General features: G+C 66.0%; 29 protein-coding genes. 13 read left to right on the top strand and 16 right to left on the bottom strand.

What is annotated here, in order from left to right; genetic code table 11:
* Positions 1-7: 7 nt before the first annotated feature.
* Positions 8-562, bottom strand: coding sequence for an NAD(P)H-dependent oxidoreductase (locus tag VHP37_05750; GenBank protein ID HEX2825830.1), 555 nt, complete (start codon positions 560-562; stop codon positions 8-10).
* A gap of 304 nt (positions 563-866) precedes the next feature.
* Here VHP37_05750 and VHP37_05745 point away from each other — a divergent pair, with 304 nt between their 5' ends.
* The 10 genes from VHP37_05745 to mnhG all read left to right on the top strand — a co-directional run bounded on the left by VHP37_05745 (position 867) and on the right by mnhG (position 9176).
* Positions 867-1004, top strand: a complete 138-nt coding sequence (locus tag VHP37_05745) for a hypothetical protein (protein ID HEX2825829.1) — start codon at positions 867-869, stop codon at positions 1002-1004.
* 27 nt (positions 1005-1031) lie between these two features.
* Positions 1032-1604, top strand: coding sequence for a DNA starvation/stationary phase protection protein (locus tag VHP37_05740; GenBank protein HEX2825828.1), 573 nt, complete (start codon positions 1032-1034; stop codon positions 1602-1604).
* Between the two features lie 74 nt (positions 1605-1678).
* Positions 1679-2083, top strand: coding sequence for a DoxX family protein (locus tag VHP37_05735; GenBank protein ID HEX2825827.1), 405 nt, complete (start codon positions 1679-1681; stop codon positions 2081-2083).
* A gap of 218 nt (positions 2084-2301) precedes the next feature.
* Positions 2302-3108 carry a universal stress protein gene (locus VHP37_05730; GenBank protein HEX2825826.1) on the top strand — a complete coding sequence of 269 codons (807 nt, stop codon included), beginning with the start codon at positions 2302-2304 and terminating at the stop codon, positions 3106-3108.
* Positions 3109-3298: 190 nt separating this feature from the next.
* Positions 3299-6163: a monovalent cation/H+ antiporter subunit A gene (locus tag VHP37_05725; GenBank protein HEX2825825.1), complete on the top strand. Its 2865-nt coding sequence runs from the start codon at positions 3299-3301 to the stop codon at positions 6161-6163.
* The gene (locus VHP37_05720) at positions 6160-6504 is read left to right on the top strand and encodes a Na+/H+ antiporter subunit C (GenBank protein ID HEX2825824.1); all 345 of its coding nucleotides are present in this window, start codon (positions 6160-6162) and stop codon (positions 6502-6504) included. The genes VHP37_05725 and VHP37_05720 overlap by 4 nt, the downstream gene beginning before the upstream one ends.
* Positions 6501-8066 carry a monovalent cation/H+ antiporter subunit D gene (locus VHP37_05715; GenBank protein HEX2825823.1) on the top strand — a complete coding sequence of 522 codons (1566 nt, stop codon included), beginning with the start codon at positions 6501-6503 and terminating at the stop codon, positions 8064-8066. The genes VHP37_05720 and VHP37_05715 overlap by 4 nt, the downstream gene beginning before the upstream one ends.
* Positions 8063-8551, top strand: coding sequence for a Na+/H+ antiporter subunit E (locus tag VHP37_05710; GenBank protein ID HEX2825822.1), 489 nt, complete (start codon positions 8063-8065; stop codon positions 8549-8551). The genes VHP37_05715 and VHP37_05710 overlap by 4 nt, the downstream gene beginning before the upstream one ends.
* Complete coding sequence (locus tag VHP37_05705) at positions 8548-8829, top strand: K+/H+ antiporter subunit F (protein ID HEX2825821.1); 282 nt, start codon at positions 8548-8550, stop codon at positions 8827-8829. Before VHP37_05710 ends, VHP37_05705 begins: the two co-directional genes overlap by 4 nt.
* A complete protein-coding gene (mnhG, locus tag VHP37_05700) occupies positions 8826-9176 on the top strand; it encodes a monovalent cation/H(+) antiporter subunit G (protein ID HEX2825820.1) in 351 nt (116 codons plus the stop codon). The genes VHP37_05705 and mnhG overlap by 4 nt, the downstream gene beginning before the upstream one ends.
* Positions 9177-9223: 47 nt before the next feature.
* Here the strand turns inward: mnhG and VHP37_05695 are convergent, their stop codons facing one another.
* The 14 genes from VHP37_05695 to VHP37_05630 all read right to left on the bottom strand — a co-directional run bounded on the left by VHP37_05695 (position 9224) and on the right by VHP37_05630 (position 18233).
* Entirely contained in the window at positions 9224-10108 is an 885-nt protein-coding gene (locus VHP37_05695; protein HEX2825819.1) for a LysR family transcriptional regulator, read from the bottom strand.
* A gap of 193 nt (positions 10109-10301) precedes the next feature.
* Positions 10302-10775 carry a hypothetical protein gene (locus VHP37_05690; GenBank protein HEX2825818.1) on the bottom strand — a complete coding sequence of 158 codons (474 nt, stop codon included), beginning with the start codon at positions 10773-10775 and terminating at the stop codon, positions 10302-10304.
* Between the two features lie 49 nt (positions 10776-10824).
* Positions 10825-10986 carry a hypothetical protein gene (locus tag VHP37_05685; GenBank protein ID HEX2825817.1) on the bottom strand — a complete coding sequence of 54 codons (162 nt, stop codon included), beginning with the start codon at positions 10984-10986 and terminating at the stop codon, positions 10825-10827.
* Between the two features lie 10 nt (positions 10987-10996).
* Positions 10997-11908: a universal stress protein gene (locus VHP37_05680; GenBank protein HEX2825816.1), complete on the bottom strand. Its 912-nt coding sequence runs from the start codon at positions 11906-11908 to the stop codon at positions 10997-10999.
* Positions 11905-12291, bottom strand: coding sequence for a hypothetical protein (locus tag VHP37_05675; protein HEX2825815.1), 387 nt, complete (start codon positions 12289-12291; stop codon positions 11905-11907). The genes VHP37_05680 and VHP37_05675 overlap by 4 nt, the downstream gene beginning before the upstream one ends.
* A gap of 281 nt (positions 12292-12572) precedes the next feature.
* Positions 12573-13289, bottom strand: coding sequence for a TfuA-like protein (locus VHP37_05670; protein HEX2825814.1), 717 nt, complete (start codon positions 13287-13289; stop codon positions 12573-12575).
* Positions 13271-14287, bottom strand: a complete 1017-nt coding sequence (speE, locus tag VHP37_05665; GenBank protein ID HEX2825813.1) for a polyamine aminopropyltransferase — start codon at positions 14285-14287, stop codon at positions 13271-13273. The genes VHP37_05670 and speE overlap by 19 nt, the downstream gene beginning before the upstream one ends.
* Before the next feature lie 17 nt (positions 14288-14304).
* Positions 14305-14703, bottom strand: coding sequence for an adenosylmethionine decarboxylase (gene speD, locus VHP37_05660; GenBank protein ID HEX2825812.1), 399 nt, complete (start codon positions 14701-14703; stop codon positions 14305-14307).
* Positions 14700-15209 (bottom strand): hypothetical protein, encoded by a 510-nt coding sequence (locus VHP37_05655; protein ID HEX2825811.1) that lies wholly within the window; start codon positions 15207-15209, stop codon positions 14700-14702. The genes speD and VHP37_05655 overlap by 4 nt, the downstream gene beginning before the upstream one ends.
* Positions 15210-15231: 22 nt before the next feature.
* Positions 15232-15654, bottom strand: coding sequence for a nucleoside diphosphate kinase regulator (rnk, locus tag VHP37_05650; GenBank protein HEX2825810.1), 423 nt, complete (start codon positions 15652-15654; stop codon positions 15232-15234).
* A 140-nt stretch (positions 15655-15794) separates the two neighbouring features.
* Positions 15795-16253 carry a universal stress protein gene (locus tag VHP37_05645; GenBank protein HEX2825809.1) on the bottom strand — a complete coding sequence of 153 codons (459 nt, stop codon included), beginning with the start codon at positions 16251-16253 and terminating at the stop codon, positions 15795-15797.
* Positions 16254-16360: 107 nt separating this feature from the next.
* Positions 16361-16636, bottom strand: a complete 276-nt coding sequence (locus VHP37_05640) for a hypothetical protein (protein ID HEX2825808.1) — start codon at positions 16634-16636, stop codon at positions 16361-16363.
* A gap of 197 nt (positions 16637-16833) precedes the next feature.
* Complete coding sequence (locus VHP37_05635) at positions 16834-17160, bottom strand: hypothetical protein (protein ID HEX2825807.1); 327 nt, start codon at positions 17158-17160, stop codon at positions 16834-16836.
* Positions 17161-17180: 20 nt separating this feature from the next.
* Positions 17181-18233, bottom strand: coding sequence for a GGDEF domain-containing protein (locus VHP37_05630; protein HEX2825806.1), 1053 nt, complete (start codon positions 18231-18233; stop codon positions 17181-17183).
* Between the two features lie 226 nt (positions 18234-18459).
* Here VHP37_05630 and VHP37_05625 point away from each other — a divergent pair, with 226 nt between their 5' ends.
* A complete protein-coding gene (locus VHP37_05625) occupies positions 18460-18711 on the top strand; it encodes a hypothetical protein (GenBank protein HEX2825805.1) in 252 nt (83 codons plus the stop codon).
* A 58-nt stretch (positions 18712-18769) separates the two neighbouring features.
* Positions 18770-19693, top strand: a complete 924-nt coding sequence (locus tag VHP37_05620) for a LysR family transcriptional regulator (GenBank protein HEX2825804.1) — start codon at positions 18770-18772, stop codon at positions 19691-19693.
* Between the two features lie 8 nt (positions 19694-19701).
* On the opposite strand, the gene VHP37_05615 is transcribed toward VHP37_05620, so the two are convergent.
* Complete coding sequence (locus VHP37_05615; GenBank protein ID HEX2825803.1) at positions 19702-20100, bottom strand: MarR family transcriptional regulator; 399 nt, start codon at positions 20098-20100, stop codon at positions 19702-19704.
* A 125-nt stretch (positions 20101-20225) separates the two neighbouring features.
* On the opposite strand from VHP37_05615, the gene VHP37_05610 reads away from it, so the two are divergent.
* Entirely contained in the window at positions 20226-21479 is a 1254-nt protein-coding gene (locus VHP37_05610; GenBank protein ID HEX2825802.1) for a PAS domain-containing sensor histidine kinase, read from the top strand.
* Positions 21480-21501: the final 22 nt, after the last annotated feature.

Genomic DNA, 21501 nt, shown 5'->3' with positions numbered 1-21501 from the left:
GAGGGAGCTACGACAGTGGCGTGTGCCGCTTCACCCAGGCGCAGTAGCGGTCCATCCAGTCCTGAAGGAACTGCCTGCTGCCGGGTCCGATGTCGCCGGCATCGTCGAACAGACCCTCCTTCATCTGAATGAAGGCCTCGGGCTGGCCCAATGTGGGCATGTCCAGATAGGCGAGGATGCTCCGGAGGTGCTGCTGCGCGACCGCAGTGCCGATAGCGCCCACCGAGACGCCGATCACACCGGCAGGCTTGCCTGCCCACGCGCTCTGGCCGTAGGGCCGAGACGCATGATCGATGGCGTTCTTGAGCACACCCGGAACGGACCGGTTGTACTCGGGCGTGATAAAGAGCACGCCGGCGGCCGCCGCGATCTCGCTTTTCAGGCGCTTCACGGCTGCCGCGGGTGTTGCGTCGTCGTCCTGATCGTAGAGAGGCAGGTCGCCGATCTGGAGTTGCGTGAACGAGAAATCCGACGGCGCAAGCTTCATGAGCGCCGATGCGAGCCGACGATTGAAGGAATCCCGGCGAAGGCTGCCGACGAGCACGGCGATCGAGTGGGTCATATGAGCTCCTGTGTTTGACGATGCCGACGAACTGCAGCAGGCATCGATGGGCCTGCAAAAGACGTTAGTGCGTCGGTTTTGCGCCGAAGATCCCGCGGAAAAGACTGTGCAGCAGGATGCACGATCTGGTCCTGCCGTGATGACGCTCGCCTCAGCCGTCGGATTGTCCGCGGTGTTGCATAAACATTCCCGTCCGAACCGGCTAATCAGGGACGGCATGCCGCGTTACAGTAGGACTCATGCAGCGCAGCGACGATACGCGCAACGCGACCCGGCTGCCTGCGCAATTTGGCAAGGAGACAAGATGACACGAGAAGACCGTATGGAGCGCGCGCTCGACGCGGCGCTGGAATCGACCTTCCCGGCGAGCGATCCGATCGCGTTCTACGCGTACGAGCGGCACTCGAGCGCGGAGGATGCACGCGACGAACCGATCGAATAACAGATCAACCGACAAAAGGAGACCTACATGATTACGACTACCGCTACTCAGACCAGCCAACAGCGCTGGTCGGCGAACCGGCTGACGAGTGCGAGAGATCTGCCGCTGAAGGCGGCTTCCGCCATCGCCGATTCGGTGAACAAGGCGCTGGCCGACACGTTCGCGGTGTACCTGAAGACCAAGAACTTTCACTGGCACGTGAGCGGCCCGCACTTCCGCGACTATCACATCCTCTTCGACGAGCAGGCCTCGCAGCTCCTGGCGTCGACGGACGAGCTCGCGGAGCGGGTGAGAAAGATCGGAGGCGGCACGCTGCGCTCGATCGGACATGTCGCGCGACTCCAGCGCGTGCCCGACGACGATCGCGAATCGGTCTCCGCTGCCGAGATGCTGCGTGAGCTGGAGGCGGACAACAGGGCGCTTGCGAAAGCCCTGCGAGAAGCTCACGAGGTGGCGGACGAGTACGGCGACGTGGCCACGGCGAGCCTGCTGGAGAACCTCATCGACGAGGCCGAGAAGCGCACGTGGTTTCTGTTCGAGACCGGCCGGGCGCAGCCGACGGATCGCAGTGGCGCGCGGGTGACGCCGCAGCTCGCATAGTCGGTTCCGACTGACGCGGACGGTCGCCGACAGCGTGCGCGCTGAAGTTGAACATTCAAGTCAAGGAGAACGATATGGATCGCGTACTGAACCTGGCCGGCCGCTTTCTGCTGGCGCACATTTTCATCATTTCCGGCTGGACGAAGATCGGCGGGTTCGCCGGCACACAGGCCTATATGGACTCGGCAGGCGTGCCCGGCATGCTGCTGCCTGCCGTCATCGCCGTGGAGCTGCTGGGCGGGCTCGCGCTGATCGCGGGCTTCAAAACGAGCTTGACCGCGGTCGGTCTCGCCGCGTTCTCGATCGTCGCCGCCGTGTTCTTCCACATGGATTTCGCAGATCCGGCGCAGACGATCAGCTTCATGAAGAACCTCGCCATCGCAGGCGGCCTGCTCGTGCTGGCGCAGACCGGCGCTACCGCGCCCAGCGTCGATACCGCACGAAGCACGTATCGGGCGGGCGGGCACGCTCACGCGTGACGCCTTGAGGACGCTGTGCCCCGCAGACGCGGGGCGCAGCTCCGTCATCGAAGCTGTCCGCGCGCGATTGTGCACGGAGCGGAACACAGTTGTTCATGCAACGGTACTAATCAACCCGACAGGAGGCGGCTATCTTTGACGATATGAACAGATTGCGGAACGTAATAGGCCTGCAGCCTGCGATTGCTCGAGCGGACCTGGGGATCTCACGGGAGATCGTGAGCGACGGCTTCGGTTTAAGCGGCACCGGCGTGTTGCGCGATGTCGTGCGCCCCGTTCCGAACGCCGGCGCGACGCCGATCGAACGGCTGATCCTGGTGAGCAGCTCGGGCGAGGGCAGGGGTGCGCCCGACAAGCGGGCGGAGCTCATCGCGGCCGGCGCCCATCCGCGCCCGACGATCGTCAGGCCCGCTCGGGAAGACGACGTACTGGCGCTGACCAAGGCCTCGGACCTCGTCCTGGTCGAGCGCAGGAAGCCGCTGCCGTTCATCGTCCCGTACCTCGACCGCGCTGCGCGCGGGTTGCTGCGGAAGTCAGCGGCGCCCTTGCTCGTCGTTGCGGGTATCCCGCAATCGCCGTACGAGCGCGTCCTCGTTGCGACCGACTTGCAGACGGACATCACGGGAGCGCTCGCGGCGGTAAAAGCAATCGCTCCCAACGCTGCGGTGACGCTGCTGCACGTCTATCGCGCGCTGTTCGATGGCAAGCTGCAGTGGGCGGGAGTTCCGGAAGCCGATATCGCGCCACACCGTGTCGACGCGCAGCGCGAAGCCGCGCGCGGCATGGCGGCGCTGCTCGATCGGCACTCGGCGATCAACCCGGCACGGACGCTCGTGAGATACGGCTGGCCCGTCCCGGGCGTTCTGCGGACTTTGGCCGAGCTCGACGCCGACCTGATCGTCGTCGTGAGGAATACCCAGTCGTGGTGGGCCGATGTGCTGGGGGCGAGCGTGAGCCACGACCTGGCACAGCGCGCTGACCGCGACGTCCTCGTCGTCCGCGCGCCGGTGTCCCGCGCCGGCTAACCGCGCGATCAAAGGCCTCGGTACGCGATGAGCCGATCGCCTGGCCTGCGTTTATACTCGGCGGGGGACCGGCCTCGCTGACGCACCGAATCGGGTCGAACGCTTGCGGGCAGCCGCAGGGGTGGGTTCCCTGAAAGCGGGCGGCGCGCATACGCACCGGTCGCCTCTCATATCGAGCGACGACTAGCCGGTGACCGCGCACACGTTCATTTTCGTCCTGCTGGCGCTTCCATTTGTCGGAAGCGCCGCAGCGATCCTCCTTCCGCAGACGGCTTCGAAGCTCGAGTCGACGCTCGCCGCCGGCATCGCGTGCGCTGCGCTCATCGTTACAGCCGCGCTTTTTCCGGAGATCGCAGCCGGGCGTGCAGTCCACGCGGCGATTCGGTGGCTCCCGGCATACGGCGTGGATTTCTCTCTGCGCATGGACGGCTATGCATGGATGTTCGCCATGCTGGTCACCGGCATCGGGCTGCTGGTCGTGGTATACGCGCGCTACTACATGAGCCCGCGCGACCCGATCCCGCGCTTCTACTGTTTCCTCCTCGCTTTCATGGGCTCCATGCTCGGGGTGGTCCTCTCGGGCAATCTGCTGCAGCTCGTGTTCTTCTGGGAGCTCACGAGCCTTTTCTCGTTCCTGCTGATCGGCTACTGGCACCGCAACGCCGCCGCGCGCGACGGCGCCCGCATGGCGTTCATAACGACGTCGGCGGGCGGGCTATGCCTGCTGGCGGCGGTCCTGCTGGTCGGTCACGTGGTCGGAAGCTATGACCTGGACGTGGTGCTCGCTTCCGGGGACGAGGTTCGATCACACGCGCTGTACGCGCCCACGCTCGTTCTGATCCTGATCGCGGCGCTGACGAAGAGCGCGCAGTTCCCGTTCCATTTCTGGCTGCCGAACGCGATGGTCGCGCCGACGCCGGTCTCGGCGTACCTGCACTCGGCGGCGATGGTGAAGCTGGGCGTGTTCCTGCTGGCGCGGATCTGGCCGGTCTTCGGCGGAACCGACCTCTGGATGTGGACCGTCGGCCTGGCGGGCATGGTCACATTCGTGCTCGGCGCCTACATCGCCATCTTCCAGAACGACCTCAAGGGGCTGCTCGCCTATTCGACGATCAGCCACCTCGGGCTGATCACTGCGCTGCTGGGGATGAACAGCCCGCTCGCGACCGTCGCGGCCATTTTCCACATGATGAATCACGCGACGTTCAAGGCCTCCCTTTTCATGGCGACCGGGATCATCGACCACGAGACCGGGACTCGCGACATTCGCCGGCTGAGCGGCCTGCGGCGGGCGATGCCTATAACGGCCACGCTCGCGATCGTCGCCGCAGCGGCGATGGCAGGCGTGCCGCTGCTGAACGGTTTCCTGTCCAAGGAGATGTTCTTCGCGCAGTCGCTGCACGTCGAAGGTCCGGTTCCCTGGCTCGATCGGACGCTGCCGTACGTCGCGACCACGGCCGGCATGTTCAGCGTCGCTTACTCGGTACGCTTCATCCATGGCGCCTTCTTCGGGCCGGACGCGACGGACCTTCCGCGCAAGCCCCAGGAGCCGCCGCGATGGATGCGCGCGCCGATCGACGTCCTGGTGCTCGCCTGCGTCGTCGTAGGCGTCGTGCCGGCCCTCACGATCGGCCCGTTTCTCGACGTGGCGGTGCGGGCCGTGCTCGGCGCGGAGACGCCGACCTACAGCCTTGCCGTATGGCATGGACTCAACGCGCCGCTGGTCATGAGCGTGCTCGCGCTTGCGGGAGGCGGGGGCCTGTATCTCTCGTTGCGCGGGCGGCTGGCCGCCGGCTCCGGTCGGATGCCGCTGCTCCTGAAGCTCGACGCGCGCCGCATCTTCGACGCAGTCATGATGGCGGTCTCGGTGCGCTGGGCGGCATGGCTCGAGCGCGCCGTCGGCACCGAACGCCTTCAGGCGCAGCTTCGATCGATACTCCTGGTCGCGCTCGCGTTCGCGTTTGCAGCGATCGCCGCGGCGGGCGCCCCGTCCATCGGCTTCGCCGTCGCTCGACCGGACATCGCGTTCACGCTCCTGTGGGCCGTGGGCGGCGCGTGCGCGCTCGCCGCCGCGGTGCTGGCGAAGTTCCACCGGCTCGCGGCATTGATCCTCGCCGGCGGGGCAGGGCTCGCCACGTGTCTCACTTTCATGTGGCTCTCCGCGCCCGATCTTGCGCTGACGCAGCTCGTGGTCGAGATCGTCACGACGGTGCTGCTGCTGTTGGGGCTGCGCTGGCTGCCGAAACGCATTCCGTTCGAGCACACGCGGGCCGGGGCGCTGGCGGCGCTGCCGAGGCGTGCGCGGGATCTGGCCATTGCGGTGCTGGCGGGGCTGGGCCTGTCCGCGCTCGCGTATGCGGTGATGATTCGTCCGCTGCCGCAGAGCATCTCCGAGTTCTTCGTGAAGCACGCTGTGCCGGACGGCGGCGGCACGAACGTGGTGAACGTGATCCTCGTGGACTTCCGCGGATTCGATACGTTCGGCGAGATCACCGTTCTCGCCGCGGTCGGGATCGCGGTCTATTCGCTGTTGCGGCGGTTCCGGCCGGCCGTGGAGAGCATGCGGCCGCCGCCGCAGCAGCGCACACACGGCGCGCGCGCGCTCGCCGACGACATGCTCGTCCCCGCAGTGCTCATGCGGCTGATGCTCGCCGGCTCGATCGTGCTCGGCGCCTATCTGCTGCTGAGGGGGCACAACCTTCCCGGCGGGGGGTTCGTGGCCGGCCTCACGGTCGCGGTCGGCCTCATCGTTCAATACATGGCTGGCGGCACGCGATGGATCGAAAGCCGTCTCGTCCTGAAGCCCGTCGCGCTGGTCGGAGCCGGCCTCCTCATCGCCGGCACGACGGGCGCAGGCGCATGGTTCTTCGCACACCCTTTCCTGACTTCGCACGTGCTCCACGCGCGGCTGCCCGTGCTCGGCGACGTCCACCTGCCCAGCGCGTTCTTTTTCGATATCGGCGTGTTCATGGTGGTCCTCGGCTCGACGGTACTGATGCTCATCGCGCTCGCGCACCAATCGCTGCGAGCGCACCGCGCAGAGGAAGAGACGTGAACGAGCTCATCGTCGCGGCAGCCATCGGCGTGCTCACGGCCTCCGGGGTCTGGCTGGTGCTCAGGCCGCGCACGTTCCAGGTGATGATCGGCCTGTCGCTGCTCTCGTATGCGGTGAACCTGTTCATCGTCGCGATGGGCAGGCTGCGCGCCGGGGCGGCGCCCATCGTGGAAGCCGGGGCGAAGGCCGCGGCCGACTACGCCGATCCGCTGCCGCAGGCGCTGGTGCTGACGGCGATCGTGATCGGCTTCGCGACGACCGCTCTGCTGCTCGTGGTGCTGCTCGCCGCTCGCGGTTTGACCGGCACCGACCATGTGGACGGGCGGGAGCCCGACGAATGAGCCTCGCGCAGCACCTGCCGATCCTGCCGATCGTGCTGCCGCTCTTCACGGGGGCGGCCTTGTTGCTGGTCAACGAGCGTCGCGTCGAGTTCAAGGCCGCGATCAGCCTCGGCGCCGCCCTGGCGCTGATCGCCTGCGCGACAGCGCTCGTCGCCGCCGTGGCGGGGGCCGGACCTCTGGTGTACCGCGTCGGCGACTGGCCGTCCGCTTTCGGCATCGTGCTCGTGGCGGATCGGCTTTCCGCGGCGCTCGTGCTGCTCGCCGGCGTTCTGGGCCTGGCAGCGGGATGGTTCTCCATGGCGCGCTGGCATGGCGCGGGCCCGCGATTCCACGCGCTGCTCCAGTTTCTGCTGATGGGCGTCAACGGCGCGTTCCTCACGGGCGATCTGTTCAATCTCTTCGTATTCTTCGAGGTTCTCCTGGTCGCTTCGTACGGGCTCGCGCTGCACGGCGCCGGGACGGCGCGCGTGCGCGCCAGCCTGCACTACATAGCCGCAAACCTGCTGGCTTCGCTGCTGTTCCTCGTCGGGGCGAGCCTCATCTATGGAACGACCGGTACGCTCAACATGGCCGAACTGAGCGTGCGCATACCTGCGGTTGCGTCGGCGGACCGCGGGCTGCTCGACGCCGGCGCCGCGCTGCTCGCCGTCGCCTTCCTCGTCAAGGCGGGCATGTGGCCGCTCAGCTTCTGGCTGCCCGGCACGTATGCGGCGGTGAGCCCGCCCGCAGCGGCCATGTTCGCCCTGCTCACGAAGGTGGGGGTGTATTCGGTCCTGAGGACATGGCTGTTGTTTTTCGTGGACGACGGCACCGTCGAACCGTACGGGGCCGACGTGCTCATGGCGGGCGGGCTGGTCACCCTGGCGTTCGGTGCGATCGGCGTGATGGCGTCGCAGAACCTGCGGCGCGTCACCGCATACAGCCTCGTGGTCTCTGCGGGCACACTGCTCGCCGCGGTGGCCGTGCGCGATGTCGCGGTGACGAGCGCCGCGCTCTATTACCTGGCGGCGTCGACGCTCGGCGTGAGCGCGATGTTCCTGCTCGTCGAGCTGCTCGAGCGGGGGCGGGCGCCCGGCGCGGACATTCTTGCGGTGACCGCCGAGGCGTACATCGAGCCCGAGGAAGAGCTCCCGCAGGAGGCCGAGGTCGGCTTCGCCATCCCCGGTTCGCTCGCGTTGCTCGGCAGCGCCTTCGTGCTGTGCGCAGTCGTGTTGGCCGGCCTGCCGCCACTGGCCGGGTTCGTGGGCAAATTCGGGTTGCTGCACGCGCTCTTCGATCTCGATCGCCTTTCCGGGGCGGCGTGGTCGCTGTTCGCGTTGTTGATCGTGTCGGGCTTTGCCGCCATCGTCGCGCTTGCCCGCGCGGGAGTTCGCCGCTTCTGGGTGGGCGACGCGCAGGTCGTGAGCGTTCGGGTCGTCGAAATCGCGCCGGTGTTTCTCCTGATCGGCCTGTGTGTCGCGATGACCGTGGGCGCCGGAAGCGTCATGGAATACCTCAGGGCCGCCGCCGAATCGCTGCACGCGCCGGCCGAGTACGTCCGCGGAGTGGTTCACACCCGATGAGCGCCAGGCTTCGCTTCCCGCTGCTCTGGGCCGTGCTGCTTGCGATGTGGCTCGTTCTGAACGGCGCCATGACGGCCGCGGACGTGCTGCTCGGCGCGGCGGTGGCCACCGCCGGCGTGCTGGCGTTCGCGGCGGTCGAGACACCGCAGGCAGGTCGCGTGAAGCTCAGGCTGACGCTCGGGCTGCTCGTGGTGGCCCTCGCGGACGTCGTGCGTTCGAACCTCGCCGTCGCGTGGATCGTCTTACGGCCGGGTGATCGGCGCCGGAAAGCGGGGTTCGTAAAGATACCGCTCGAGCTGCGCGATCCCCGCGGCCTGGCGATACTCGCGTGCATCATCACGTCCACGCCGGGGACGGCGTGGGCGGGCTACGACTCGGCTGCGGGCGTTCTGACGATGCACGTTCTCGATCTCGTCGATGAGGCCGAGTGGGTGCACGTCATACGGGATCGCTACGAACGTCGTCTTTTGGGAATCTTCGGATGAGCCTGATGCTCCTGAATGCCGCGGTTCTGACCGCGCAGGTATTGCTCGGTGTGGCGATGGCGTGCGCGCTTTGGCGCGCAATGCTCGGACCGCGAGCGCAAGACCGTATCCTTGCGCTCGATACCCTGTACGTCAACGGAATGCTGCTGGCGCTGGTGTTCGGCGTGAGCGAGGGCTCGGGCATGTACTTCGAGATCGCCCTCGTCATCGCCGCGCTCGGTTTCGTCTCCACCGCCGCACTTGCCAAGTTTCTCCTGCGTGGAGAGGTGATCGAATGACACAACTCGCTGCGTTGTCGCCCCTGGTTGCCGTGATCGCTGCAGCGTGCATCCTGGCCGGCGCGATCTTTGCGCTGATCGGCTCCATCGGCCTGATTCGTCTGCGCACGTTCTACGAGCGCATACATCCACCTACACTGGGCACGACATTCGGGACCGCATTCGTCGCCCTCGGCTCGATGATCCTGTTTTCGACGCTGCAGTCCAGGCTCGTGCTGAACGAGCTGGTGCTCGTGGCGTTCGTGGTGGTGACCACGCCGATCACCTATACGCTGCTGCTGCGCGCGTCGGTGCTTCGCGAGTCGCTGGACGCCGCCGAACACCCGGAAGCGGCAAAGCGCTCGTAGCGCGGGGAACCTGCGCTCGCGCGCGCCGGGCGCAGCGCCGCGAGCCGCTACTTCAGGTGCTTTTCGGCCTCGAGCGCGAGATCGATAAACGCCCGGACTTTCGCCGGCACGAAAGGCTGGCTTGGATACACGAACGATACCGCGCCGGCGGACGAGCTCCAGCGCGGCAGAACCCGTACGAGCTCGCCCGCGCGGGCAGCCTCTCGCGCCAGGATGTCAGGCAATGTGCCGATGCCGCAGCCGGCCACAAGAAACTCTCGCAGCGCCTCCGGATCGTCGACCGAAATGCGACCGCGGGCGGGCAATTCGAAGGAATGCCGCCCCTCGTTCAACCGGATCCGGCCTTTCCACAGCGGAGAGAAAGCGAGGACCTCGTGGTGTTTCAGATCTGGCGGAGACCGCGGTGTCCCGTGCTTCTCCAGATAGTGCGGGCTGGCCCAGAGACCGAAGGAAAATGTCAGATAGCGCCGGGCCACCAGGGTGGAGTCCTTGAGCTCCGCGGCCACGATCCCCAGATCGATGCCCTCGGCGAGCAGATCGGCCAGCCCGTTCGCCACGCGAACTTCGACATTGGTGCCGGGGTATCGTCTCGTGTACTCGGCAATCAGGGCCGGGAGCACGCTGTGGGCGAGGTACACGTTGACGCTGATTCGCAAGGTGCCGCGGGGCTCGGTAGCGGCCGACGTGATCTGCGCCTCGGCTGTCTCGATCTCCGTCAAGCCGCGCCGGCATCGCTCGTAATACGCTTGCCCGGCGCGCGTTATATGGAGCTTGCGGGTTGTCCGACGGATGAGCGTCACCCCGAGTCGTTTTTCGAGTCGGGCCACTTTCGCGCTGACGGTGGTGTTCGGCATCCCGAGCAGGCGTGCGGCCTGGCTGAAGCTGCCGGCTTCCACCACCTTGACGAATACGGCGATGTCGTCGAGATCCATGCGCATCATTCCATTCACCGAGGCCGGAGGGCACGGTGATTATGCAGCAGGCTGCACGAACATATCCGTCCACGCTCGAGGTGGCCTGCGAGCGCGGAGGAGAGCGCATCAGCGCATCACGACGTGGTGCCGATACTCGGCACGGGCACCCGGGGCGCCGTGCTGTGAACATGACACGCCCGGTCGGATGACGTCATCGACGGAAGATCGAGTCGGTATTGCGCGCGGCAATCACGAACGCCAGCGACGAGGCCGTCGTGATGCAATGAAAGGCGAGCAGGAGCGCCGCGAAGCGCGGCTGCAGGAGCAGCGAGCTGTGGCCCGCGAACGCCGGCTGCGCGAATGCGGCAATCGCGAGAACGGGCGCGGTGATGAGGAGCCAGGTCGGCGCGCGCCGATGAAGCAACGAGCAGGCCGCCAGCATCTGGGTGCTAACGCCGAGCGCGAGGACCACGGCGGCAACGACCAGCAGAGCTTTCTCGGACTCGAACGGCGCGAGCAGCAGCGTGGCGGCGACGCTTTGGGCGGCAAGTCCGCAGGCCCATGGCCGCAAGCCTGCGCGGGCCGTTCGCAGGAAGCGCAGCCAGATGGCCGCGGCCATGATGAGATTGGTCACTGCGAACGTCACGAGCAGCGTCGGGCCGTGCAGAGCGGTAACGATGGACATGCGATCGCTCAGGCACGCTCGGGTCCGGTCGCACGACCGAGGCCGCCTTTCAGCGCGCACCTCGCAGTGCATGCACCACCCCGCCGATCAACGCTATGCCTGCGACGGCGGCGACGCCGATTCCCTTGTAGCCCATGCCGTGCATGAACAGGAGGAGGAGGGGCAGAGCGCCGATGCCCAGGAGTATTACTGCCTTTTGGATCGAATTCATGAGTACTCCCTTAACGGTTCAGGAAAATGTTGGGCGGCGTCCGCGCGAGAAGTACGTCGCAGTCCGCCGCGACGATCGTGTCCATGCTGACGCCGCCGATCGCTAACCGACGACGCAACGACGTGCGCTTGGATCCGACGACGATCAGGTCCGCTGCGCTGTCGCGCCCGTACTCGCAGATGCGTCGGGCTGCGGACCCATGGCGGACGACGCGGAATGCGTCCGTGTTTCGCGTTTTTTCGGCGAACACTTCCAATTCCCGGCGCCTGTCGACCGGTTCGGTCCCGCCCACGCCCGCTTCATCGGTCTCGACCGGCGGCTGTTCTGGCTCGGCCTGGCAAAGCCCCTCATACGCATGAAGCAGCGTGACCGTCGCGTCAGGAAATAGCGCGCGCGCGCAGTGCGTCGCCGCCGCGGCGTCGGGCGAGAGGTCGGAACCGACCACGATGTGTCGATAGGGCGTGTTCATCTGATCGCTTGCGCCGGCTCGCTTCACCAACAGGACCGGCCTGCGGCTGCGCGCCAGCACGCGCTGGGCGGTCGTGCCGAGCAAGGGCGTCAGGCCGGGATTCATGCCGCGGGCCCCGAGCACGACGAGATCTGCATCGACCGCTTCGCTGCGAGCCGCGATCTCGACCGCCGGTTTGCCGTCTACCACCACACCGTTTGCGCGCAGGCCGAACTCCGTCCGGACCGCTGCCGCAATCGCCGTCAGCCCCTCTTCGGCCGGTAGCGTGAGGGGGGAGCTGTTGGGGCTCGACGCGAGATGAGCGTCCGCCCACGCCGTCGAGAACGAGTCGATCACGTGCAGAAGCTCGAGTCTCGCGCCGCGCGCCCGCGCGATCGCAGCCGCCCTCCGGACCGCAAGGAACGCCATGCCGGAAAGATCAGTGGCAGCGAGGACCGTCAAACGATGCTTCATGCGATGCGCGACGACGCGAGCTGCAGGTCGCGCGGGCTGCGACCCGCGATGACCGGGCCGTCGGCGCGAAAATTGAACACGAGGTGCGGACGCGGGCTTATCAAGCGAAGGCGTGTGCCGCTGTCGCGGACGGGATTCGCAAGGTCCCCGAGGACAGCGAACTCATCGAGCGCGGCCAGCCGCAGAAGCAGAGTCGAATCCGCCGTGACATCGATGCGTCCGCGGACTCTCGCGGCTCCGTACAGGGCCCTGGACAGGAGCGGATGGCAGTCGAACGGCAGCTTCACTACAGTGCGCTTGCCATGCTCTAGATTGAAAAGCAGCTCACTTACGGTTTCGCTGCCGGCCCAAACGAGCTCGGATCTAAGTCGCCACCGGTTCATCTGCACCTCCTTGAAGAGCGGCTGTGTCTGCACCCGACGACCGATGATCGGACAACACGGGCGATCGGATAAGCCGGTCAACCGGAACCACGCTGTTTCCGATACCGCCGCAATGACCTCACTCGTTCACGAGCGCGAACGGATGGATCGCCAGGTCGAAGCCGTGCAGGCGCGCGTCGGCCAGGCAGCTCAGAAATAACGGGAACGGAGTCGATTCACGGACGACGTTGTCGTGTGCGTCTTTCTGACGCCAGCGCCAATGGTCGCGTGAGCAATGAAGTCTATTGACGAATTCCCACACATTCACGTCGTGCGGCTCCTGGATATGTTGGGGCTTTCGACTTCAGCATCGAAAGCAGAGACAGCGCGTCTTGCTGTTTTACGTCGCGGTATGCGCATTCGAAGCTGTTCATCACGCGCGCGCGTCGATTGCTGCCGCATATCGCGAAGACCGCTGCGATTACCGAGTGCTTGTCCCTGTCGAACCACGGGATGTCCCGCATGTACGCGCCTATGGCACGCTCTTCGGCGGCGCTGATCTCGCCGTAACGTCGCAACGACCGCAACGTGAACCGGATGTTTATCAGGGGCAGCGTCAGCGGCCGATAGCGCAAGGCGGCCGGCGCATGCAGCACGAAAACTTCGTCGCTATCGGTCAGAGCACCGCGGCGAAACAGGCGGAAGACGCGTCCGGCCCCTCGCATACCGCACTGAGCGAGCTGGACCGCGCGGATCGCACCCATGCTCGCCGCTCCGTACAGCCTGATTTCGGGCATCGCCAGAACTTCCCTGAGCTCACGCAGCGGTACCTGGTCGCCGAGGTCGATCGCTCCGTCGATGAATGCGAGCTGCGTGTAGCCGTCGCGGACGGCGTCGATGAGAGCGCCGCGGGTTGCCGGCGGGCGCAGCTGGAATCCCTCGATCGCCTGGCCGGCTGTCGAGGGCCCGGCGAAGACGCACGTTCGCCGGGCGCGGTTTGTCATACAGCGTTTGGGCATCGGGGCTCCGCCGCGGTCGTGCTCGTGACGGCGCTGGGTGGCCGTTGCGCGAGACAGCAGCAATCAAACTCCGGATGACCGTCGAGGCGTTCGCCGGCGTCGGTGACGATCGCGACGTCCTGCCTCAGCAGATCCAGAACGAAATTCGGCAATGCAAAACCGGCGAAATGCGTGGCCGGGTTGTAGAACCGCAGCTCGCCGAGCGCGCGCTCGTCGAATCGGCTCATGATGCCGGCGACGCTGTCGGCGATGGGGTCGACAGTCGTGGAGGCAGTCGCCATCGCAAACCAGGTGCCGTAGGTAGGCACGTAGACGAGGTAAGGCCGCACGTGCGCGAAGACCGACCGCAGGGTCGCCGCGATACGGGCAAAAGTCTGCGGCCGGGCAACCGGCGATTGGACGTGCAATGCGAGAACGCCGCCTTGCGCCAGCCTCGTTCGGCACAGCTCGTAGAACTCGGCCGTGTAAAGAGCCTGTGACGGTCCGACCGGATCGGTCAGATCGAGGAGGATCAGGTCGAATGCGTGCTCGCACGACGTCAGCCAGTGCCGGCCGTCTGCGAAATGAAGCGTCACCCGGGGGTCGCGAAACGCGCCGCGGTGGATCGACTCCAGATAGCGGCTCGACAACTCGATCACCGCCGGGTCCAGCTCGACGAGCGAAACGTGCCGAACGCACGCGTGTTTCAGCACTTCCTCCAGCGCGCCGCCGTCGCCGCCGCCTATGATGAGCACGTTCTGCGGCCCGCGGTGCGCCAGCGCGGGCACGTGCACGAGATTCTCGTGGTAGTAGAACTCGTCGTGCTCGGACGTCATGGTGATGCCGTCGACCCGCAGCACACGGCCGAACTCGGGCGTTTCGAGGACTTCGAGCAGCTGCCAGTCGCTCCGATGCCGATGGAGCAGCTCTCCGGTCGCGTAATGAAAGCCGCAGTTGCGGTTCAGGCTCTCGCTGACTACCGATGGGCCGTGGCCTGCCGCTGGCGTGCCGTGGTACATGCCGTATGTCTCCGCTGTCATGCGCGATCGAGCGCGAAGACCCGGGGGGCCTGGGGCGCGAACGTCTCGAGGAGTCGATCGAAGAGCTGCCGCGCCTTGCTCCGGTTGTCGCAGCTGTAGTTGCACACGTACACGTCGATCGTGACGTAACGGCGTTCCGGCCACGTGTGGATCGACAAATGGGATTCGCTCAGCACGACCGCGCCGGTGACGCCGCCGCCATCGAAGCTGTGAAAGTAGTCCCCGGTCGCAGTCAGGCCGGCACCGTGTATCAGGTTCAGGCAGCGCCGGCGCAGCCAGTCGCGGTCGAACATCGGTGCGGGGCCGCACGCGCACTCGTACAGATCCCCTATCAGGTGCAGTCCGGGCAACTTCGGAGCGTGTACGGTCGACGGCTTGTACTGAAGCGCCGTCATGCAGCAGCCCCGGGCCCGGGGGGCGCCGGATCGTAGTGGCTGAGCCGCATCTGCAGCTCGGCCCTGCCGCCGCTCAGCGTGTCGAGCGTCTGCGGATAACCGAGAAGCAGGCGCAGGGGCGCGCGCGCCCGCACGACCGGCCGCGCGAGCAGCCAGTCGACTTCCTCGATCGTCGCGCCGCGCCCGATGAGCTCCTGCACGACCGTTTCCGCGGTGTTGTACGGAACGGCGGCACGCACGCACATGACCGGCTCGCTGCCGTCGTCCAGCATGCGAACGGCGGGCTTGCCGATGCGCACGTCGTCGGCATGGATCTGGCGAATGACCGCACCGGGCGCCGCGAGCGCGATTTCGCTGGCGCCCAGGATCTTCAGGCCTTCTGCAGTCGCCTCCAGCGCGACGTCGTCGATACGCGGCATCAAGTGCATGGTCATCCTCGCGAAGCCGTGCTGAAAACGCGTCTTCGAGCTGGTCGCCAGCTGCTCTATGGGGAAGTCTTCGTACATACCGATTCTCGACAATGCGCGCTCAAAGCGCGTAGTCCCCGCGCGCCTCCGGCTGATAGAGCACGCTCTCGATCCTGATACGCCGCGAGTGGCCGTGGGGCAGGGGCAGCTCGAGCTCACGACCCTCGGGCTCGCCCAGCAGCGCCGCGCCGACGGGCGACAGGACGGAGATCTTGCCTTCCGAAGGATTCGCGTCCGCCGGGTAGACGATCGTCACCGTACCGGCCTCGTTCGTACGCACGTCCTCGAACAGCACGCGCGAGTTCATCGTGACGACATTCGCGGGCACTTTTTCGGGATCGACGACCCGCGCGAGGTCCAGGATCTCCTCCAGCGTCTCGACGCCCATCTGCATGCCTCGCGACTCCCGCGTGAGATCGGCGAGCAGATGCTTCAGGCGGTTGTAGTCCTGTTCGGTGAGCCAGATGGCTCCAGTAATGGTCATCGCAAAAGCTCCTCATACAGGTGGCCGCACCCGCTCGATGCAGCGGCGGATATTGCCTACAAATAGAAACGGGATAAATCACGTCGGCGGCACCAGATCGTTTCCGCAGAGAAACAATCGGGGGCCGACGATCATCTCTGTTACGTCGGCATCGCAGGCGCCGGTAATGCCGCTTGCGGCGTTTCCGCGCCCGCTTTGACCAGCGTCACAGGTACCGTCGTGAGCTTCACGACGCGCCGGGACACCGAACGGCTGAAGAGGCTCCGCAGCGCGTTCATCGCACGAGTGCCCATCACGATCTTCGTGCTGCCGAAGCGGTGTGCACTTCTCGCGATCTCTGACGCGACATCGCCGAGCACGACAGAGGCGGTATGCGCGACCTGATGGGCTTGCAGCGCCAGCATCGCAGGCCGTAAGGCGGCCATACCGAGGCTTCTTCGGCTCTCCTCGACAGCGCCGGCCGATGCAAACGCGCTGACGTCGCCCGCCATGACCGGCGGTTGCACGTTCACCACCGCGATCTGCAGGCCGCTGCGCCTGCTCGTCGCGATCGCGTGCTGGAGCGCCTGTTGCGCTGCGCGCGATCCGTCGAACGGCACGAGAATGCGTTCGCATTCGGAGCCCGGATCCGCCCGGCTTTCGCGACTGCGCAGCAGCGCCGGTACCTCCGCGTGAGTCGATGAGACAAACGGGTGCGAGTACATGGTCAGGCTCCCATCGATAGGCCGTTCGCTGCACGAGCCGGTGCGGCAATCTCTTCCCGCCGATCGAGCTCCGCCCGGGTGTCGTCGATCGCTTTCTGAACTGTCCTCAGGATCGCGCTGAGGTGCTGATGCAGCGCATCGGTCCTGATCCAGCCGCCGCGTGCGGTCACTTCGGATTCACGAGCTGCGATTCGCGCGCGGAGGGTCTCCTCGGTGCGCGTGAGCCGGCCGAGGCGGGCGGTAACCGCAGGGGTTTCGAACGCGGCGAATCGCTTCATCTATGTCTCCTTTCCATGCCCGACTGTTTCAATATAGGGTCGGCATCGCGGCTCGATAAGCCGGCCGGATGGAACAAACATGTTTACGAAAGCGCCCCAATGAGCGAAGCGACGCCGAAGCCGCGGCGCTTCGCGCGGGGCATCGTGTACTGGGTGCGACACCCGCCGCGTGCGCGGCTCGGGTGAAAGCCGGGGGCTTATTTGAACGTTATGGACACGCGCGGAGGCGGGCTGTACACGTGAACCTCGGCGTCGGAAGCGTGAACGGAGTCCGCTACGTCGGCGAAGTCATGCAGGCCCGGTATCGCCGCGAGCTCGGAAAGCAGTTCCGTACCTCCCTGCACGCGTAGCGACCCATGCGCCGTGGCCCGCCGGGACAGCCGGGCGCACAGGACATGATGGAAGCTCCACGGCAGATCGATGGTCACCGGGCGGCGCCGCTCCAGGCACGCCGCGAGTTGTTCGATACTGCCGAACCCGTTCCACCGCAGGCGAACCCGATCGCGCAAGGGGCGCTTGAGCAACAGCGCGCTGCGAGCGTGTGTCATACGGGCACCGCTTGCGCAATCGGGAGCCGCTCGGGACCTGCAGGCGGCGACGAGGCGTGTCGGCTGCGAGAGCCGGGCGTGCCCGGCTCGACGATCCGCACGCGGTTGCGTCCCGCCTGCTTTGCCTCGCGCAGGGCTTCGTCGGCCCGCTCGAGCATCGTTGCGAGTGACGGCGCGACACAGCCCGTCGTCGCGAACACGCCGATACTTGCGCTGATCTCGATCTCGCGGCCTGCGATGCGATACGTCGCGTCGGCCACCGTACGTCGCAACCGATCGGCCAGGTCTGCGGCAATGGCTCCCGTAGTGGCCGGCAGCAGGACGACGAACTCGTCGCCGCCGAAGCGTGCGAGCACGTCCTCCTTGCGCAGTGCACGGCGCATCGCGGCGGCACACGCTGTCAGTACCTTGTCCCCCACCGCGTGGCCGAATCGGTCGTTCACTTTCTTGAACCTGTCGATATCCAGCACGAGCGTGGCGATCCCGGAACGGCTCCGGCGCGCACGCGAGAGCTCCGCCTCGGCGGCCTCGAGAAATCCGACGCGATTCAGTGCGCCGGTCAGGGCATCGCGTGTCGCGAGCCGGCGCACGCGTCGCATCACGAAGTAGAGGAGCGCGAACGACCCGCCGACGGCGTGCGCGAAGAGCGCCAGCAGCAATTCGCCTCGCGTGGCGAGACCCTGCAGGGTCTCCGGATCACGTGCAGCCAGGCCGGTGAGCGCCACGAGCGCCAGGACTGAAGAGCCGCCGACGATCCACGCGGAAGATTTTCGGCCGAAGAAACCGCCGATCGCCGTCGCTTGAACTGCGAGGCCGTAAACCAGCAGCACGCCGGCGATAACAGGCACGGCATGGGAATAAGGCGCGCTCGGCGCGAGGAGCACCAGCGCCGCAACCGCGTGGGCGCCCATGCCGCGAGCCCATTGCATGAGAGGAATCGCGGAAGTCAATCGCGCGGCCATGGCACAGGCTGCGGCAGCGATGGCACTGGCGCCTGCGACCAACAACAGCAATGTCGGCGAGTGCAGGGATATATGCGCGATGTCCATACTCAGCACTGTACATCCCGAGTCGTGCACCGATAAGACGGCGCCACGGCACAACACTGTTTCATCCACGTGAACAGGCTACTGTGCCGGTTTCGGAAACGCTCTTGTGAGGCTGCGGGCGCTTTTCGCGAACAATGCGGTCTCGTTAGCATCTAACACCAAGCGACGCGCGCCGGCAGCCGGTTGCGGCGCTCGTGGCGAAGCATTCGAAGAGAAGGAGAGAAGGATGGCGATGTGTCGTATCGTCCCGGTACAGGGTCCTACCAAGGCGGCGTTTTCGTGGGAGTGGCGTTCGGAGCGGAGCGCGCGGCGATCAAAAGGCACGTTCGGATTGTTTTACGAGTGCGTGGAGGATGCGCGACGGCATGGCTTCGAGGTGCTGCTGGACCAGCCCACGGGCGCGAACGCGCCGGCCCGATACTCGCTCGATGCGCCGTCGGATTCCATCGGCCGCGACGGCGCCGACGGAGCGGTTTGATCGCGCGGCGGTTCTGAAATACTGTTCCGCTTTCGGAAACAATCAGCCGAAGGTGGAAATGCAGGATCTCGAGCGGATGGCAATCTTCGCCCGCGTAGTGGAAGACAAGAGCTTTTCAGCGGCGGCTCGCAACCTCGATCTTTCGAAGTCTCTCGTCAGCAAGCAGGTCACGCAGCTGGAGAAGTCGCTTGGCGTGCGGCTGCTCAATCGGACAACGCGCGCGTTGAGCGTCACCGACGCGGGCGCCGTCTTATACGAGCATTGTTCGCGCATCGTGGAGGAGCTCGAAGAGGCGAGACTCGCGGTGGGACGTCTGCACGCGGAACCGCGCGGATTGCTGCGCATCAGCGCGCCGGTCGCGTTCGGGCGTCTCCACGTGGCGACCGCGCTCCCGGAATTCCTGTCCACCTATCCGGATCTGAAGATCGACATGGTCACTACGGATCGATTCGTCGATCTCGCGGAGGAGGGCTACGACGTCGTAATCAGGATCGTGGACCAGCCCGCACCGAACATGGTCGCCCGGAAGCTCGCCCCGGTGACGCGCCGCATGGTCGCGACGCCGGAGTACTTCGCGCGGCACGGGGTGCCCAGGACGCCCGCAGACCTCGAGACGCACAATTGTCTGACCTACACGTATTTCAATCCGCAGGATCCGTGGCGATTGCAGGGGCCTGGCGGGGACATCTCGGTCCGGGCGACCGGAAACCTGCGCGTGAACGACGACGACGCCCTGTCCGAAGCGGTAATGCGGGGGCTGGGCCTGGCTCTCTTACCGACATTCATCATAGGCAAGGAGCTGCAGGCGAGTCGCCTTCGCTCCGTGCTCGCCGAATACATCCCGCTCGAGCGCCACATTTACGCGGTCTATCTCGCGAACCGCCATGTGTCCGCGAAAGTGCGGGCTTTCATCGATTACCTGCTGGAACGATTCGGCACGGAGCCTTACTGGGATCGCGTCGACGGCGGCCACGAGGCGTGAGCGGCGCGCTACGCCTTGAAGCTGTCGCGAAGCGACGCGAAGTTGTGGCCGAGCAGCTCGGCGCGGTGAATCAGCGCTAGTTTCTCGATGATGAGCTCGCCCTTCGCGGTCAAGTGGATTTCCACTCGCCGGCGATCCGTAGCGCTCGGCCTGCGCTTTACCAATCCGATTTTTTCGCAACGGGAAACGAGCGCCACGGTGCCGTGCGGTTGCGACTGAAGTTTTTCCGCGAGCTCGCCCACGGTCGCCCAGTCCCGTCCGGGAAAGCCTTTGATGTGGAGCAGGAGCAGATACTGCAGCGGCGTGATGCGTTCGGCTCGAACGACTTCCTCGCTGAAGCGCAGGTAACGGCGAAGCTGATAGCGGAACTCGGCCAGAGCCTCAAATTCTTTCTTCTTCAGCGGCATGAAATCCGATTGGCTATATGTTTCATGAGTCTACATCGTTCGCCCGACTGCGCTCAAATTCTATCACGACGTGATAGAATCATCCGAACCGAAAAACGATCGTGCATTGCAAGGGGAATAGGCAAATGAACGACGTGACTATCGCGGCAGCCGAGGCAGCCGCGACCGTGGCGCCCCGGGTGCTCAGCACAGAGGATGAGTCGGAGCAGGGCTCATCCGGGCCGAGCGAAGCCGGCGCGCTGCTGGCGACGCTGGTCGAGGACATACCGACCGGGGTGCTGGTCGCGTATAGCCCGCCGGAGTTCCCGCTGGTGGCAGTGAATCGCATGGCCGAAGCGCTGCTGGGATGCTCGCGCCACGAATTGCTCCGCTTACCCGCCGGCTCCCATGCAGTCGGCTGCGGCTTCGCGCCGTCCGGTGCGACTGCGCCCGCCGGAGATCGGGGGCTTCCGCTTTATCGTGCCGCGCACCTGGGCCAGGTCCTGCGCGACGAGGAATGGACTCTGCTGCGGCGGGACGGCAGCCGCGTCATCGTCCTCGTGAACGCCAATCCGCTTCGCGACTCCGCAGGCGGTATCGTCGGGGCCATCACGTGCCTGAGGGACATCACACCCCTGAAGAAACTGGAGCAGGCGCTGCGCGGAACCGAGCTGCGCCTGCGGGAAGCCGACCATCGCAAAGATCAGTTCCTGGCGATTCTCGCGCACGAGCTTCGGGGGCCCCTGGCGCCGGTGCGCAACGTCGTAGAGATCCTGAAAGTAAAGGCCGGCAACGACAGCGCTCTTGCCGGACTTGCGCGGATTCTCGAGCGCCAGGTGGGCGATATGAGCCGGTTGCTCGAAGACGTGCTGGATCTCTCGCGCGTGACGGTCGGCAAGCTGCGGCTCGAGCGATGCCCGATCGACCTGGCGCCGGTCATCGAGCACGCGCTTGAATGGTCGAAACCCGCGATCACGGCGCGGCGCCATCGGCTGAACGTGTCGTTGCCGACGCGGCCCGTACGTGTGGTGGGGGATGCGGGCCGGCTCGCACAGGTGTTCTCGAACCTTCTCACGAATGCCGCGAAATACACTGAGCCCGGCGGCGAGATAACGGTGTCGATGCAGGTCGGTCAGGACGCCGCAGTGATCCGCGTCCGGGACACCGGGCGCGGCCTGGAGGAGACGGACATGCAATGCCTCTTCGACCTCTTCTTTCAACCCGACCGGACCCTCGATCGTGCGGAAGGAGGTCTTGGAATCGGGCTGTCCCTCGTGCGCAGCCTGGTGCAGATGCACGGCGGAACCGTGCGAGCTTACAGTGACGGCCGGGGCAAGGGCAGCGAGTTCGTCGTCACGCTGCCCGTTCTGCCGGACCAGGCCCGGCCGGAAGCGTCGTAGAGCGGCCCAAGGCCCTGGCCCG

It is taken from the genome of Burkholderiales bacterium, from assembly GCA_036262035.1.
Classification (GTDB): Bacteria; Pseudomonadota; Gammaproteobacteria; order Burkholderiales; family SG8-41; genus JAQGMV01.
The sequence above is the reverse complement of the archived record's forward strand: the minus strand, read 5'-3'. Positions and strand labels throughout refer to the sequence as shown.